Raw genomic sequence first — 15,978 nt, 5'->3', positions numbered from 1 at the left:
AAATCAGATCGGATTAGTGTCGGAATTCGAATGGTTTCCAAAAAATCTCAAAAAGATAGAAATGAACAAGAAATCATCTCCGATATTCTTCGTCCTCATTCCAAAAAAATTTTAGAAATAGTAAAATCCCTTAGAACGAAAATTTTAAACATGTTCCCGGATTTCGAAGAGAGAGGTTATCCGGTTTGGAAGGCGATCGGATTTAGGGATAAGAACTTAGGTTATCTTTGCGGGATTTTTCCTTTTGAAGATAAGGTGAGATTAGTATTCGAATGGGGAATTTTGCTCAAAGATCATAACGGTATACTTTTAGGAGAAACAAAACAGATTCGATATATGGATTTTATATCCGCCGGGGAAATCGATTTTGTTTCGATTGGGAATTTTATAGATCAAAGTTTGGATTTACCTAAAAGTAAAAAAGATAAGGAATTGCTTATAGAAGCTTTACATTTGTCTCAAAAGCCAGTTTCTAAAAAAAGGAAGTCCTGATGGAATATCTTAAATCCGTAATCATTTTTATACTCGCAGGTATTTGCGAGATCGGCGGAGGATATTTGGTTTGGCTTTGGTATAAAGAATCCAAATCGATCCTTTACTTACTAGTCGGCGGAGCAATTTTGATTTTATACGGGATTGTTGCGGCCTTACAATCTTCTTCTTTTGGAAGAGTGTATGCGACCTACGGTGGATTTTTTATAGTAATGTCATTGTTATGGGCTTGGAAAATGGACGGATTTGAACCGGATAGATATGATATCATCGGCTCTTTGATCGCATTATTCGGAGTTGCGATTATCTATTACGCTCCTAGATAAATTTAGGCTCCGGCTCTCTCCGTTCCGTAATAAAATTTTCCCTGTTTGCGGATCAGATTTCGAGTGATCAATCCATCTGCAATAATCAAAAGACCTTGGGCTGCAGCTTTTTTCTTTTCTTCCGGTGCTTCGTTTTGTTTTGCCATAAGCTCATGAACATATGCCCTACGTTTCGGATCCATAACTCCTAACATAGAACCGCAAACTTTTTTATCTCCGACCAAAAATGCTAGAGCAAGAGTTTGGGGAGGAGACTCATTGCATAAATAGAACAAAGCGAGATTATCGAAGAAGGAAAGTTCTTCGAAGGATTTTAATGTTAATTCTTCCTGTTCTTCTCCGCTCATATGCTCTCCTGTTCTTTGATCTTGGAGCCCAAGTATTCGACCAAATATTTGGAATTCGGTTCTTCACCTGTAGCTTCTCGGATCAGATCCTTGGCTTCTAAACTTCTGCCTTTACTATGAACATGTTTTCTAAGCCATGCAAGTAGAGAAGAAGTTTCTCTTTTTTTAAGCTCTTCAGGGAATTTAGGATTTTGTTGGACGAACGCGGAGTATAACTGGGCCGCGTAAATATTTCCCAAGGAATATGTAGGAAAATAACCGAATGCTCCCCCGCTCCAATGAACATCCTGTAAAAAACCCTTTGCATCATCCGGGACATCCACACCGAGCAAATCTTTCATTCCGTCTTTCCAGGCTTTAGAAAGATCTTTTAAGGCTAACTCTTTTCTGAAAATTGCCCTTTCAATCTGAAAACGAAGGATCACATGAAGGTTGTAAGTGATCTGATCCGCCTCAACACGGATGAAAGACGGTTTGGATCTATTCACGAAGGAATACAGTTTTGCAAAAGGAAGAGAAGATTCTTTAATCCCCATTTTCTCTAAAAAGATAGGATAAACACCTTCCCAAAATTCTTTGGATCTTCCTACTTGATTCTCCCAGAGCCTACTTTGAGACTCATGAACACCTAAGGAAACAGAATCTTTTAAGGGAGAAGGACCTCCTATAATCAAAGAAATTCCCGCTTCATATAATGCATGGCCAGTTTCATGAAGAACAGAATAAACCGAAGAAAGAGGATCCGAATCTTCGTAACGAGTAGTGATCCGTTTATCAAAAGAACCTAAGGAAGTAGAGAAAGGATGCGCGCTTGCGTCCAAACGAAAACCCGATTCAGGCAAACCTAAAAGAACAGGCAGGCTTTTATTAAATGGAATTTGAGAATCGATCGGAAAATTTCCGACAAAAGGAAACTCGGAATCCTTAGCTTTTGCAAGAAGAGGAACAAGGGATTTTCTGAGATCAGAAAAAAGAATTTCTAGATCGGATGCTTTTGCTTCAGGCTCATATTCATCCAAAAGAGCGTCATACGCTTCCGTAGAATATCCAAAGAGATCTGCTTTTTGAAAAACCAAACCAACGATCTTTTCCAAAATTGGAAGAAAGATAGAAGAGTCATTTTTCTTTCTCGCATCAACCCAAATCGAATGAGCTTCGCTTGTAGTTTTAGAAAACTCTTCTACCCAAGAGATAGGCAAACATGAAGAACGATCCAGGTCTTTAAATAAAAGATGAAGCTCTCTTTCTCTTAAAGATTTACCTGGAAGATCCGCTTTAGAATTTTCTTCTCTCGCTCTCTCAGCTAATTTACGAAATGGATCCGAAATAAAAGATTTATGAGCAAGACCCGAAAGGAAACTAAGTTGATCACCTCTTTCGGCAAGGCCATCTTTTGGGATACCGATCTCCATATCCCAATGCAAAACACTTCCGATGTTCCGAAGGTGTTGAATATTCTGGAATTCATTACGATATTCCCTAAACGCCGGAAGAAGATTTTCCCAATTTTGAAGCTCGGATTCCCACATACTTAAAAAACATTCTTTTCGATTGACATCCCGCCCACCAACCAAAAACTGACTTTTATCCTATCGCGGGCATGGTGTAATGGCTAGCACCGTAGCCTTCCAAGCTTCTAGTGAGGGTTCGAGTCCCTCTGCCCGCAAAAAGATCCCCCTTAATCAAAAACTAAATAAACGAATCCCAAAGAATACGAGGGACGCGAACGGTTTCGCCTGAGAGCAAAAATAGCTCGCGAAACGAGCGTACATTTTTGCGACCGAGGCACAGGAAGTGCCGAGGCAGGCGAAACACGCCTCGGAGCCAAGTTTTGCAGGATGCAAAACTGCGAAGAGGTCGAGTCACCACTCTTCCCTAGTACCACAAACAAATATATAACAACGCTCGAGCGAAGCGAAAGCGCAGATCGGACCAACAACGGAATCTACTTCTCCGTTCACCATCCGAACTCTAACAACGCTCGAGCAAAGCGAGAGCGCAAATCAGACTAACAGAAAATTTCAAACTAACTAAGTTCAAAAAGAAAGGCCATAGGACTAACAACAGAACCCACTCTCTGTGCTACCAACAAATATATAACAACGCTTGAGCGAAGCGAAAGCGCATAACAGACCAGCAACAAAATCTAAACACAAAAACCCAAATCAACTACAGCTTATAAGCAAAACTTCATCACCCAAAGATCGTATCCAAGTACATCATAAACACAAAACCGAAGATCAGAGTCAGAGCGGAAAAATCATGGAACCCCCTCTTATGAGTTTCCGGAATAATTTCCCCAACGATAATGAATAACATAGCACCTGCTGCGAAACCCATAGTCCAAGGCATCATAGGACCTGCAATGGTTACCGCAAAACTTCCAACAAGACCTCCGATCGGTTCAATGAGACCTGTTGCGAAAGCTATCAGAAAGGATTGTATCTTAGAATATTTCACGGATAGAAGAGAGACTGCTACAGCAAGACCCTCCGGAATATTTTGGATCCCGATCCCGGTCGCAAGAGAAATTCCGCCAGGTAGATCTTCTCCAGCGAAGCCAACACCAACAGCCATACCTTCCGGAAAATTATGAAGTGTAATCGCTACTACGAATAACCAGATACGACTCAATGCTTTCGTGTCCGGTCCTTCTTTTCCTGAAATAAAATGTTCATGAGGAGAGTATTTGTGAATTAAGAATAAAACTCCGACCCCAAATATTAAGCCGAATATTACGATGATAACGGCTGAATTTTTATTTTGAAAATATATCTCTCCGATCTCTAAGGCTGGAAGTAGTAAAGAAAAGAAAGAAGCAGCGAGCATAATCCCAGCAGCAAAACTTAAAAGTGCATCTTCCAGTTTAGCTGAAAGTTGTCGGATCAGAAACACTCCGGCAGCTCCAAGACCAGTGCAAAGGCCTGCTACTAAACTTGCAAGAAAACCGGAGAGAATGATTTGGGAAGGCATGATCCTGATTCCAATCCTGATCTTTTGAACTGCAACATCTTTTGTTTCAAAGAATATGTATATCTTACGAAAGCGGTAGGGATCGAAGCGATATCCTGCAAAGCGCAAAGAGATAAAGAGTAATATTTATAAAACGTTGAGATTTATTTTTGCGCTTTGCAGATACAAGCGTAGAGCCCGACCTCGCGCAGCGAGGGACCGCCATAGATAATAAAAAATTTCCAAATTCCATTCTGATCTTGAACTTTGTTCTGGACTGGATTCGGATTTGGTTCCAAATCAGTTCTCATTCTTTATTTGGTGGGAGAATTATGATCCGGATCACAAAATACGTTTCTATTCTTTTGATTTTTCTTTCTGTAGGAACTTTGTTCGCTCAAAACGAAACTTATACGGTGACTGCGAGTTCTTGGCCTTCTGACTTTTCTTCTTTTGAATCTTTTAGAGATGCGAATGCTACGAGCTCCCAAGGTGCGGTGATCGTTCTATTGGCTGCTCTTTCTATCTATTCTAAAAATGCGGAAGAAGGCCGTAAGGCTTTGATCATTTGTTTGGATAGTAATTCGTTGATCTCGGATACTTCTCCGAACGGTTATAAAGGTTTTAATATCAATCGGAACACGATCGATCTAGTGAAAAGGCAATTGGAACAACATCCTTATTTGATCGGTTCTTATCTTCCTGGTTCTTCTTTTCAAAACGGATATAAACCTTCTAATCCGCCGTATAATTTTACCTTAACTTCCAATCGTTTTAGCGGAACGGAAGAGTCCGGACAGAAGAAATTATTTCTTCCTTCATCAGGAGCCGATACCCCAAGACCCGTAACAGTAAAAAGAAACGCAAAAGGTGTGTGGAAAGCTGCGGAATTCTCGAGTTTATTGGTAGGGATTAAAAAACCTGCAACTTCGAACCCTGCGGATGATCTTTGATCCTTTTCATTTTTGTCTGTTAATTTTAGGAATGAATTTCCTATTTATCTTCTTCTAATTATAATAGCCGGTGTTTGCCGGCTTTATGATGTTTTTCTTTAGAACTTCTTCTTTATTCTTGGTTTGTTTCTGCCTATGTTTGAGTTCCTGCAAACAGGATTCGAATGCAGAAAAGAATTCTTTATTTCTGTTTCTTTTGACAAGGGTTTGGATCCCTTCTCCTGGCACTTCTTTTCAGATCCAATTTTCGGGCACTCTGGATGAATCCGTGAATGTAGAAGTTTTCGATATAGATTCCGATCTGACGGATTCGGATCCAACGGTTATCCAAAGACTTCATTCTGCAGGTAAAAGGGTCATTTGTTATATCGATGTAGGATCTTATGAAGATTATAGATCGGATGCATCCAAGTTCCCTTCGGAAGTATTAGGGAATGTTTATGCAGGCTTTCCGGATGAAAGATGGTTGGATATTCGAAGAATGGATCTTTTGTTCCCGATCTTTAGCGCACGTTTTGATAAAGCGAAGGCTCAGGGTTGTGATGGGATCGATCCGGATAATGTGAACGGTTACCAAAATGATACCGGATTTCCTTTGTCTGCCTGGGATCAAATCCGCTTCAATCGTTGGATCAGTGATCTTGCACATATAAGGGGAATGTCTGTAGGTTTAAAAAATGATCCGGAACAAATCTCGGATTTGATTTGGTACTTTGATTGGTCCGTAACTGAAAGTTGTTATGACGGTGGATGGTGCGATTTAGAAGAAGCTTTTCCGAATAAAGGATCTGCAGTTTTTCAGATTGAATATGTGGAGAATGGAACGACCAAGAACGATTTCTGTTCTCAGTCGATCTCTCTTCATTTTACCGGTTTGCTAAAAAACCAAAGTCTGGATGCGTATAGAGAATCTTGTCCTTAAGAGGCTTCTTTCTCAAGCATATCCGCCGCAAATGCTTCTTCTAATTGGCGGACTGCATTTTTCGAATACGCGATCAGTTCTTTTTCGTTATGTCTGAGTTTGAACTGATCTTTTACCATCTTCTCATCGTAATCCCTGAATTTTTGAATGAAGTATTTCACCTCAGAAGGTAAAAATCCAAGGTCATTTAAAGCTTCTTCAGCTAGTTCTAAGGAAGAAGCAAATGTGTCCCTGCGTATCGTTTCTATTCCGAGTTCCATTAGATCGAAATAATGAGATCTATTTCTCGCACGCGCAATGATCTTGAGATTCGGGAAATTTTCTTTAGCGATGCTTGCGATCTTTACCGATAACTCAGCGTCTTGGATCGCAAGTACTAATATATCTGCGTGTGCTGCACCGGCCGCGGTTAATAGATCTAATCTGCTTGCATCTCCGTAGTAGATCTTATGCCCGAATTTTCTGGCAGCATTGACCTGGTCTGCATTATGTTCTAATGCTGTGAATTTTACCTTATGTAAATACAACATCCTGGAGATGATTTGACCGACCCGTCCGAATCCTGCGATGATCACACGATTTTTTTCGTAGATTGGATCCGCAGGTCTTTCTTCTTCTTCGTGAACATATGGATCGATTACTTTTTCTTTTAATATACCTATAAAAGGAGTTAAGATCATAGAAGCAGTTACGATTACGATAGAATAATCCGTAGTTTCTTTTGCTAATACGTTTAACTGTGCGGCAACATTCAGGATTACGAATGCAAATTCTCCACCTTGGGAAATACTAACTGCTAGATTACTCGCTGAGTCAGAAGTGAGTTTTGCGATTTTTCCTAAAACGAAAAGTACGATCCCTTTGACCGACATGAGTCCTATAGCAAGTCCGAAGATCAGAAATGGATGATTTAGAAGTATTTCTAAGTTCATGGACATTCCAACTGCAAGGAAGAATAGACCTAAAAGTAATCCTTTAAACGGTTCTAGATTTGCTTCCAATTCGTGTCTGTATTCCGAATCTGCTAATAATACTCCGCCTAAAAACGATCCGAGTGCCATGGAAAGTCCTACCTTCTCCATTGCGAAAGAAACTCCCAGAACTAATACCAAAGAAAGTGCCACGAAGATCTCATGATTTCCTGTTGCCGCAATCATTCTAAATAGAGGTCGCATTAAAAATCTTCCGCTCAATACGACTAAGAAGATCGCAAGAGCCGCTGTACCTAATTTATAAAAATTGAATCCTTGGTGAGAATTTTCCGCGCCAATTGTACTCATTGCAGCCATGGGAAGGATTGCCATGACCGGAATTACTGCAAGATCTTGGAATAGAAGAATTGCAAATGCAGATCTACCGTAGGAAGTGTTGAGTTGATTTTTTTCTGCCAAAGACTGTAAAGCAAATGCGGTGGAAGAAAGTGATAAACTTAAACCTAAAATGATCGAAGAAATAAATCCAAGTTGGAATAAATATCCTATCAATCCTCCAAGAAGAAGAGAAGATATGGCTACTTGAAATAAACCCATTCCGAAAACAGGTTTTCGTAGTACCCAAAGTGTCTGAGGTCGGAGTTCCAACCCGATTAGGAATAAAAGAAGAACTACACCGAATTCGGCAAAATGCATGATCTCGGTGCCACCCGTTACAAGTCGGATCCCATGCGGTCCGATCAGTATTCCTCCGACTACATAACCTATAATAGAACCAATTCCCAATTTTTTGAAAATCGGCACACATAGAACTGCAGTGCTGAGCAGAATAATAGCGGTAACTAATAAACTTTTTTCTTCCATCAATACGCTTCCTTCCGGTTCGGATTAATTTTCATTAGACTTTTTAGAGAGTGCTAGTAAAACCTCTTTTCCTATGTATGAGTCTGGTTTCTAAACAGGAAAACGCCATAACTATTTCGATCTATGTATGGAAAACGGGCGTTATTCATTAGATCCGTGTTAAGAAAGAGTTTTAAAAGAAAAATGAGTCGATCCAAGAGAGATTTCGAATAGATCGAAAATTTATGATCCAAAAATTATTCCAAATTCGATTCCTTCTGTTTCTGAGCTTTTGTTCTTTTACAGCAGAAGTTTTGGCAGAAGAAATATCTTCTTCTAAAACTTCCGAAAAGATCGTACAAGTAAAGAGCCAAGATACTAAATCGGATCCAAAAACTACAGATGCGGACAAAGAAGAGGAAGAAGAAGGACTCAAAAAAGAAGAATTAAATCCTAAAAAAAAGGAAGATCTGGTTATCCCGATCCAATTCGGTTTTTTTGTGGATGGTTATTATAACGCAAGCCTGAATCGCCCGAATTCAAAAGAACTTTTGTATACGACCCAAGCGACTCGAACAAATGAATTCAATATCAATCTGGCTTACTTGGATGCGAAAGTAGAAACGGATAAGTATAGGGGAAGATTTGCAGTACAATTCGGTACTTCAGTAGTCGCAAATTATACGAATGAAGGAACCACTGGAAAAACTTCTAACGAGACTTCTATCCGAAATATGCAAGAGGCTTATGGCGGAGTAAAGTTAGGAAAATCCACATGGTTGGACGCAGGGATCTATTTCGGACATTTAGGATATGAGTCTTGGATCTCTCATGAAAACTTTGTATATACCAGAGCACTTTCTCTTGATTACGTTCCGTATTATGTTTCAGGAGCAAGACTCAGTGGTAAAATTACGGATAAGCTTTCTTACCAACTCCATTTGAATAATGGATATCAAGTAGTTACGGATAATAATAAGGATATCTCCGGAGGTTTTCGCTTAGAGTGGAATCCTTTAGGTAACTTGATGTTCCGTTGGAACACTTTCGTGGGAAATGAACAGCCTACTACAACTCCTAAAGAAACCAGATATTATAATAATTTTATAGCGGAATGGAAACCTTTTCATCGACTCACCTTGGCTTCTTCTTTTGATGTGGCGTATCAGGAAAGAGCAAGTAGAGAAGATTTGGTCTACACTCCGGAAGGTCCGATCTATATTAGAAGAGATGGAACTGCATTTAGACAAACTTACGTGGGGAATTTTTGGATCGCGTATAGATTCTTACCTGATTGGAGGATTGGAGTTCGTCTAGAAAGATATTTGGACAGAGAACAAATGATCGTGGTTACAAATACCAAGGATGGATTTCAAACGGGAGGTGGGACTGTTACCTTGGACTATCATCCAGATCCTGCAATTCTTGTAAGATTTACATACCAATATAGAAGATCTATGGATTCAATTTATCCGCATGAAGACAACACTTCAAAATTGGATCGAATGTTTATTTTTTCTCTTTCAGTTAAGATCTAAATTTGTCCGGAAAAATTTTAGAAAGAAGTTTTCTAGCGGAAATACCGGCAGGAGCTAATACTATATTCCGGCCTAATTTTTGATTTTGACTAAAACCGATCGCGATCCGGTTTCTTTCACAAACATCCAAACAAGAAACTTCCAGAACTCTTACACCTTTGATCCCTTCCGAACGAAGTGCATCCTTTAGTTCGCCTTTCAGGCGGGTTTTTCTTCCATCGGTTTCTCCTCGTATTTTCATGGCACATTTGCTACATACTAAGATCGCTTCTTCCCAATTTGCAGAAACGGAATCTATATCTTCTGAAGAGTTTTCTTCTCTACTTTGAAACAAAGAGATTAAATTCATTTTGATACCTCATAACTTAAGTTGTAGGAAGAAGCGGATCCTTGGATTTATTTTTGAGGATTTTAATTATTAAAGGCTTTTTACCTAGACCTTGGTCTTAAAAAAAATTTCCTTTTTTGAGAATAAAAGTGTAGAATTTTTCTAAAAAGGATTGAACAAAATTAAATTGTATACAATCTATTTTTACAAGCAGGAGGTGCCTTCCAGTGGCCCAGAATTTGTACGAACTAACCGCTACTTTGAATAATGGCGCGGAGAAGAAGTTAGAAGATTATAAAGGAAAAGTTTTACTTATCGTAAATACCGCTAGCCAATGCGGATTTACTCCTCAATATAAAGGACTCCAGGAAATGTACGACAAGTACAAAGGAAAAGGTCTGGAAATTTTAGGATTCCCTTGCGATCAGTTTGGTCATCAAGAACCAGGAACAGATGCTGAGATCCAAAGTTTCTGCCAGGTGAATTTCGGAGTAAATTTCCCTCTTTTCAAAAAGATCGAAGTAAACGGAGACGGAACACATCCGGTCTATCAATACCTTAAAAAACAAGCTCCTGGTTTACTCGGAAAATCGATTAAATGGAACTTCACTAAGTTTTTGATCGATAAACAAGGGAACGTGATCAAAAGATTCGCTCCGTTGACTCCTCCTGAAAAGTTGGATAAACAGATAGAGGAACTTTTATCCAAGTGAATTACGATTCTTTAAAGTTAGAGAAACAGATCTGTTTCCCACTTTACGCTTCTTCCAGAGCGGTTACTGCATTGTACAGGCCGCTTTTGGAGGAATTCGATCTTACTTATCCTCAATATTTAGTTCTTTTGGTTTTATGGGAGACTGACAAGATCCCTCTCAAAGATATCGGTGATAGATTGTTCCTCGACTCCGGAACACTGACTCCTTTATTAAAAAAAATGGAAAGCAACGGTCTTTTGACTAGAGAAAGATCGGATCAGGACGAACGTTCTCTTGTGGTGCGCTTGACTACAAAAGGAAAAAAATTGCAAAAAAAAGCGATTTGTATCCCGGAACGATTGTTGGAAGAATCAGGTCTTACTTTGGAAAAAGTGACAGATTTGAAACGGGATTTAGACGAGCTTCTTGTGATCCTAGAACAGAAACTAAGAAATTCGGCGTGACAAATCCGTTTTATCCAAAAGTATAGAGCCTCTTTTTTAAATGGCGCTTTCTTGCGTTAAGGAGTTAAAGAATGAAACGTTTACTATCCGCGATCTTATTTTCTGCGGTTCTTATCTTCGGAGCTTGTTCCTCTGAACAAAAAAAATCGGAAGCGGCTTACGTTCCGAATTCTGATATTCGCACAGTAGAAGCGAATATGATCAAGGAAGGAGATAAAAGAATTAAAGCAGAAGCTGTTTTAGGAACTCCTACATTCGAAGAGAACACTCAAGAAGGATCCGTTTTAGAATGGTATTTGGAATCTACTACTTACCAAAAAAATTCCTACAAAACTTTGGCTGAAAAACCTTCCAGAGTAGATGATAGCACCAAGTATATTAAAGTGATCGTTGATAAAAAAGGTGTGATCAGAAAATACGAGTATAAACTCTAATTCATATTTTGTATCAATAAGTAAAAGGCCGCTATCCTGCGGCCTTTTTTATATCCTAGTAAGTCCTTTAGATATCGTCTTCCAATAGATCGAATCCGGTAAAACCTAATAGAAAATCTAAAAATTCGGCGAAATTGAATCCGATCCGAATTCCGTATCGTATCGAAATATATAGTTCCACTTCGAATAAAAAGGCAGAAGGGTAATCGTCTTTGTTTTTCGGATTTTGAGCTAAGAAGTTTTGGATTGCTTCGTTCCTTTTTTGAGGATCTAAACTTTCCAAATATTTTCGAAAGAAAGCCTCTTTTTTGGCCTTTCTTCTTTCAGAGACTGGATTATTATAAAAACGTAAATATCTAATTTCGTAACTTTTTGCGTTTTGTCTTTCGTCTGAAAGTTCAGGAGTAGGATTCGGATCCTGCTCAGGATCGTTCGTTTCAGGTAGAATGAGGAAATTGTCGGAAGGTTTTGTTTCTGCTTGTTTAGGTTCTTCTTTTGGAAGAATTTCTTCATTCGGCATGGAATGAAATTTTTCTCCGCCTAAAAATGCGAAGATCAATTGTTGGGATCTATATTTTCCGTAACTTCCGCCTCTTAAACCATAACCGGTTCCTAAATCTCTTTTACCAGGTTCCGATTCTCCTCCTTGAAAAACAAAACCAGTTGCAAGAGGCCCGATCCGGACTCCGACTCCATAACCTGGAGATTCAACTCCTGCTGTGAATACGTCGGCTAAATCTTTTTTTCGATGAGACCAATATGTCGAACAGTCGATCGTTATAATGCTTAAAAGAAAAATTATTAAAAAATGAGATCTGTATGAAAGATTCTGATTTCTTTTTTGAAGATTTAAGGCTGAAATGATTTCGTTTTTTTCCGGATCGAAAGTATCGGATCTAAAGCGGAAAAGATTTAAAAAACAGATGTTCAGTCTTTCTTTCATTCTAGGTTTTCGTTCGATTTTTATCGGAGAAACTATCTTTCCGCTACGCTCTCTTCTTTCGTAAGAAACGCAATCGTAAAAGTGAAGATTTTTTATTGGTTTTCATCTTCTAGTCTCGTTAGAAAGTATCCGGATATAAATGAAATTGGAAAGAATAGATGAATGATTTGGAAGATACTCGGGTCCGTCATAAAAATATCGCAGTCTTTGGCGGCGGTCCTATGGGAGTACATCTTTCCGTTTCCTTAGCGGAAAAAACCGACAGACTTTTTCTTTGGTATTTCGATAAGAAAAAGGCGGACCGCTTACAAAAAGACAGATCCGCAGAGTTATTAGATGAATTTGTTCCTTTAGCTGATAATATCATTGTTACAAACGATTTCGATTTTTTATCCGAAGGATCTTGGATCATTGTAATTGCCGTTCCATCTAGACAAAAAGAAAACGTAATCGATAGAATATCTTCTTATCTATCAGCTGATGAAGACCATACGATCATTTCTTTTACAAAAGGTTTGGTATCTTCTTCTACTCGCAAAAAAACGAATGCGATCACTTTCTCAGATTATGTAATAAAAGTCAGAGAAATGAAAGAAAGCCTGAATTTGGAATATGTTGCGGTCGCAGGTCCAAATCTTCTTTCGGAAATGGCAAAGAACAAACATAGTTTTTTTTCCATTGCTTCCACCGGAGAAAAAGCTTCCGAAACCATGGAGGATCTATTCTCTGGGCCTAGAAATCATATTAAAACTTTTGAAGATATCCGAACTCTGGAATTATTCGGAGTGATGAAAAATCCGATCGCGATCGCTTGTGGGATCGTAAGCGGGATCCCTGAATGTGGTGCAAATTTTGAGGGAGAGCTGATCAGTCTTGGGTTTTCAGAAATTTTGACTTTGCTGAATGCTTTGGATCTTCCTACAAAACCCGCAATGGAATTCGGGCTGGCAGATTTGATCACTACTGCAACTTCTCGCTCAAGTCGTAATAGAGCTTATGGGCAAAGATTCATTCGTAAGTTGATCTCAGGAGAGGACTCTCCGAATCTATTAGAAAGAATAGAGCTCTTCTTAAATCCGAAAGAATTTATTCAGAAAGAAATGAGCCAGAGTGAAACTCATGTGGAAGGTGCGTATGCACTCTCAACAATTTTGGATTTGGCAGAAGAGAGAAAAGTAGAACTTCCACTTTTTACTACATTGTTTGAAGTTCTGACCCGCAAGGTTTCTCCTACGGAAATGATCCGATTCGTTTCTAAATCTACAAGCGACGAGATCAGAAATATTTCCAGAACTGCTCGCAAAAGATTCGGGTTATCTTTGGCTTCCGGGAAGGAATTCCAACAAGCTTTAAGAAGAAGAGTCCTTAGACATGTACATTCTCAGCCAGGACTATCGGATCGAATCTTAAAACAGTCTGGGTTGCAGATTAAATCTTTGGAGAAAAGATATTCAGAAGCGGTAGAAACGGAAGCTGGTACTGATCTTATGCTTCTTCCTAAAGAAATAGATCTATGGAAGGAAGCTGAGCTCGCTTATGACGGCGGTAAAAGTAGAAATTTAGAACGTTTAGTTGAATTTTACGTTTCTGAGATTGCGGATGAATACAGTCCATTCTTCAGAGAATCTTTGATCCATTTAGTTGCTCCTGCAAGATTTGCGATCGGAGGATTTAAACCTGGGAGTGGTTTGCCTAAGATTGGTGGGAATATCAAAGAGATCAAAGCACTCGCATCCAGATATGATATCTTATATACTCCAACACATAGATCCCATTTGGATTCTATAGAAGTAGCATTCGGCCTCAGATGGTTGGGCCTGCCAGTTCCAAGATACGCTGCAGACAAAAAAGTCATGGGAACTCCAGGACTTGCCAGGGTTTTAAAATCTTTGGGCGCATATATGGTGGATCGAAAAAGAAATCGCAATCTTCTGTATTTGGAATGTTTGACCCAATATTCTACGATGATGTTGGAAGCTGGAATTCCTACACTTGTATATCCGGAAGGAACTAGATCAAGAACAGGCGGGATCATTCCGATCAAGACAGGGATCTTGTCTACCTCTGTGGATGCATTTAAACATACCGGAAGTGAAGTGATCGTAGTTCCGATCGTTCTTTCTTATGAGAATGTTCCGGAAGATGTGGAGTTTGCAGGCAAGGACACACATCTTTCCTTTAAGGATTTTCTTTTCAAAAGAACAGAAGTGTATATGGATCTATGCGAACCGATCCCTGTTTCCAGATATATCCAAGAAGATGATCCTACTCTTTCTATTTCTCTTGAAATTTCCAGGTCTTGGCAGGCTCATCATAAGATCCTACCAAATCATATAATTGCAAAACTTCTAATGGAATCTGGTGGAGAAATTAATCTTACCGATCTAAGCAAAATGATCGAAGAAAGAGTTCTGACTTTGAAAGGAAATTATCTTACAAAGAATGTACAAGAGATTTTGGATAGAGGCCTCAGAGTATTGAGTTCCAGAAAGTTTATCAAAAGAGAAGGGAATTCTGTAAAGGCTGTAGAGAATGAACTTCTTACCTACTATGGGAATATGGTGCCGGATCAGACTTGATCCGGCCCGGGCTTCCGCTTAATCAACAGTAATTTTGGATGCGATCAAAACCGCTCTTTTTCGGAGCATAGAAATTGATTCATCCTTATTTGAATATGTGAGTGTAACTCCCATTCTTCTGTATTTTTTAGTGATCGGTTTTCCAAAGATCCTTAGATCGGATTCAGGCATTTCAGTTGCCTTATCGATTCCTTGTATATTCGGAATCTGTCCTTCCGTTTGAGCAAGGATGACAGCGCTTGCACCTCTTCTTACTAAAAGTATTTCAGGGATCGGAAGACCCAAGACTGCTCTTACATGTAATTCGAATTCATTAAAACTTTGAGTACCGGCTAAAGTTACCATTCCTGTATCATGAGGCCTTGGAGAAAGTTCGGAAAAGTAAACATCATCCTTGGTTAAGAAAAATTCCACACCCCAGATACCCGCTCCTCCTAATTCTTTTGTGACTTTCTCAGCCATATCCTGCGCTGACTTAAGTTGTGATTCGGAAATTTCTGCAGGTTGCCAACTCTCTTGATAATCTCCTCTTTCTTGTCTATGACCGATCGGAGGACAGAATAAAGTTCGTCCAGATTTTTGGGTCACGGTCAATAAGGTGATCTCGGATTCGAAGCTGATAAATTCTTCTACTATGATCTCGGAGGCGCCAGTTCTTCCTTTTGTTTGGGAAGCGATCCATGCAGGTTCTATATCCGATTCAGTTTTGATTACTGATTGTCCTTTTCCGGAAGAAGACATCAAAGGTTTGATTACGCATGGAATTCCGATGGACTTGGTTGCTTCTTTTAACTCTTCCAAGCTGGACGCGTATAAATATTTCGCGGTTTTTAAACCTAGATCTTTTGCGGCAAGATCTCGGATCGACTTACGGTTCATCGTAAAATTAGCTGCCTTTGCACTCGGAACAACTTGGTAGCCTTGTTTTTCATACTCGTAAAATCTTTCGGTGCGGATGGCTTCTATTTCCGGAACGATCAGGTCCGGTTTATGTTTATCTACGATCTTATCTAATGCGGAACCATCCAACATATCGATAACTTCTTTTTCATGAGCGACCTGCATTGCAGGCGCTCCATCGTAACTATCCGCTGCGATTACATATTGACCCAATCTTTGGGCTGCGATTACGAATTCTTTTCCCAACTCTCCGGAGCCGAGCAGAAGTATTTTCTTTTTCATAGGTTCTTTGGGAGAATTTTTGAGTAGGAACGGGAAAGGGAAGGAAAA

Annotated in this window: 16 protein-coding genes and 1 tRNA gene; 10 read left to right on the top strand and 7 right to left on the bottom strand. The window is 39.4% G+C overall.

Translation table 11 applies throughout. The features are described 5' to 3' along the window. Positions 1 to 30: 30 nt before the first annotated feature. Both EHQ64_RS14295 and EHQ64_RS14290 read left to right on the top strand, forming a co-directional pair. Positions 31 to 492 (top strand): DUF1801 domain-containing protein, encoded by a 462-nt coding sequence (locus EHQ64_RS14295; RefSeq protein ID WP_135650305.1) that lies wholly within the window; start codon positions 31 to 33, stop codon positions 490 to 492. Continuing rightward, positions 492 to 818: a YnfA family protein gene (locus EHQ64_RS14290; protein ID WP_135650303.1), complete on the top strand. Its 327-nt coding sequence runs from the start codon at positions 492 to 494 to the stop codon at positions 816 to 818. The genes EHQ64_RS14295 and EHQ64_RS14290 overlap by 1 nt, the downstream gene beginning before the upstream one ends. Before the next feature lie 2 nt (positions 819 to 820). Here the strand turns inward: EHQ64_RS14290 and EHQ64_RS14285 are convergent, their stop codons facing one another. Continuing rightward, positions 821 to 1,165 (bottom strand): hypothetical protein, encoded by a 345-nt coding sequence (locus EHQ64_RS14285; protein ID WP_135650301.1) that lies wholly within the window; start codon positions 1,163 to 1,165, stop codon positions 821 to 823. Then, positions 1,162 to 2,694, bottom strand: a complete 1,533-nt coding sequence (locus EHQ64_RS14280) for a carboxypeptidase M32 (protein ID WP_135650299.1) — start codon at positions 2,692 to 2,694, stop codon at positions 1,162 to 1,164. The genes EHQ64_RS14285 and EHQ64_RS14280 overlap by 4 nt, the downstream gene beginning before the upstream one ends. Positions 2,695 to 2,759: 65 nt before the next feature. On the opposite strand from EHQ64_RS14280, the gene EHQ64_RS14275 reads away from it, so the two are divergent. Then, positions 2,760 to 2,831, top strand: a tRNA-Gly gene (locus EHQ64_RS14275). Between the two features lie 527 nt (positions 2,832 to 3,358). On the opposite strand, the gene EHQ64_RS20400 is transcribed toward EHQ64_RS14275, so the two are convergent. Beyond that, on the bottom strand, positions 3,359 to 4,138 hold the full coding sequence (locus tag EHQ64_RS20400) for a ZIP family metal transporter (protein ID WP_135650297.1): 780 nt from the start codon (positions 4,136 to 4,138) through the stop codon (positions 3,359 to 3,361). A gap of 311 nt (positions 4,139 to 4,449) precedes the next feature. Here EHQ64_RS20400 and EHQ64_RS14265 point away from each other — a divergent pair, with 311 nt between their 5' ends. Both EHQ64_RS14265 and EHQ64_RS14260 read left to right on the top strand, forming a co-directional pair. Continuing rightward, positions 4,450 to 5,070 (top strand): DUF6935 domain-containing protein, encoded by a 621-nt coding sequence (locus tag EHQ64_RS14265; protein WP_135650296.1) that lies wholly within the window; start codon positions 4,450 to 4,452, stop codon positions 5,068 to 5,070. An 85-nt stretch (positions 5,071 to 5,155) separates the two neighbouring features. Next, entirely contained in the window at positions 5,156 to 5,992 is an 837-nt protein-coding gene (locus EHQ64_RS14260; RefSeq protein ID WP_135650294.1) for an endo alpha-1,4 polygalactosaminidase, read from the top strand. On the opposite strand, the gene EHQ64_RS14255 is transcribed toward EHQ64_RS14260, so the two are convergent. Beyond that, positions 5,989 to 7,788 (bottom strand): monovalent cation:proton antiporter-2 (CPA2) family protein, encoded by a 1,800-nt coding sequence (locus EHQ64_RS14255; RefSeq protein ID WP_135650292.1) that lies wholly within the window; start codon positions 7,786 to 7,788, stop codon positions 5,989 to 5,991. The two genes, EHQ64_RS14260 and EHQ64_RS14255, sit on opposite strands and share 4 nt — an antisense overlap. A gap of 224 nt (positions 7,789 to 8,012) precedes the next feature. Here EHQ64_RS14255 and EHQ64_RS14250 point away from each other — a divergent pair, with 224 nt between their 5' ends. Beyond that, positions 8,013 to 9,305, top strand: coding sequence for a porin (locus EHQ64_RS14250; RefSeq protein ID WP_135650290.1), 1,293 nt, complete (start codon positions 8,013 to 8,015; stop codon positions 9,303 to 9,305). Here the strand turns inward: EHQ64_RS14250 and EHQ64_RS14245 are convergent. Then, on the bottom strand, positions 9,295 to 9,654 hold the full coding sequence (locus tag EHQ64_RS14245; protein ID WP_135650288.1) for a hypothetical protein: 360 nt from the start codon (positions 9,652 to 9,654) through the stop codon (positions 9,295 to 9,297). The two genes, EHQ64_RS14250 and EHQ64_RS14245, sit on opposite strands and share 11 nt — an antisense overlap. 206 nt (positions 9,655 to 9,860) lie before the next feature. Here EHQ64_RS14245 and EHQ64_RS14240 point away from each other — a divergent pair, with 206 nt between their 5' ends. The 3 genes from EHQ64_RS14240 (at position 9,861) to EHQ64_RS14230 (ending at position 11,226) form a co-directional block, all read left to right on the top strand. Next, a complete protein-coding gene (locus EHQ64_RS14240) occupies positions 9,861 to 10,346 on the top strand; it encodes a glutathione peroxidase (protein WP_135650287.1) in 486 nt (161 codons plus the stop codon). After that, on the top strand, positions 10,343 to 10,792 hold the full coding sequence (locus EHQ64_RS14235; protein ID WP_135650286.1) for a MarR family winged helix-turn-helix transcriptional regulator: 450 nt from the start codon (positions 10,343 to 10,345) through the stop codon (positions 10,790 to 10,792). The genes EHQ64_RS14240 and EHQ64_RS14235 overlap by 4 nt, the downstream gene beginning before the upstream one ends. A 71-nt stretch (positions 10,793 to 10,863) precedes the next feature. Then, on the top strand, positions 10,864 to 11,226 hold the full coding sequence (locus EHQ64_RS14230; RefSeq protein ID WP_135650284.1) for an LIC13410 family lipoprotein: 363 nt from the start codon (positions 10,864 to 10,866) through the stop codon (positions 11,224 to 11,226). 67 nt (positions 11,227 to 11,293) lie between these two features. Here the strand turns inward: EHQ64_RS14230 and EHQ64_RS14225 are convergent, their stop codons facing one another. Further along, on the bottom strand, positions 11,294 to 12,088 hold the full coding sequence (locus EHQ64_RS14225) for an LIC13411 family adhesin (protein WP_135650610.1): 795 nt from the start codon (positions 12,086 to 12,088) through the stop codon (positions 11,294 to 11,296). Positions 12,089 to 12,327: 239 nt separating this feature from the next. On the opposite strand from EHQ64_RS14225, the gene EHQ64_RS14220 reads away from it, so the two are divergent. Then, positions 12,328 to 14,748, top strand: a complete 2,421-nt coding sequence (locus tag EHQ64_RS14220) for a 1-acyl-sn-glycerol-3-phosphate acyltransferase (protein WP_135650282.1) — start codon at positions 12,328 to 12,330, stop codon at positions 14,746 to 14,748. Positions 14,749 to 14,766: 18 nt separating this feature from the next. Here the strand turns inward: EHQ64_RS14220 and purT are convergent, their stop codons facing one another. Further along, a complete protein-coding gene (gene purT, locus EHQ64_RS14215; RefSeq protein WP_135650280.1) occupies positions 14,767 to 15,930 on the bottom strand; it encodes a formate-dependent phosphoribosylglycinamide formyltransferase in 1,164 nt (387 codons plus the stop codon). Between the last annotated feature and the right edge of the window lie 48 nt (positions 15,931 to 15,978).

Origin of the sequence: Leptospira sarikeiensis, assembly GCF_004769615.1 — a bacterium.
GTDB lineage: Bacteria > Spirochaetota > Leptospiria > Leptospirales > Leptospiraceae > Leptospira_B > Leptospira_B sarikeiensis.
The sequence above is the reverse complement of the archived record's forward strand: the minus strand, read 5'-3'. Positions and strand labels throughout refer to the sequence as shown.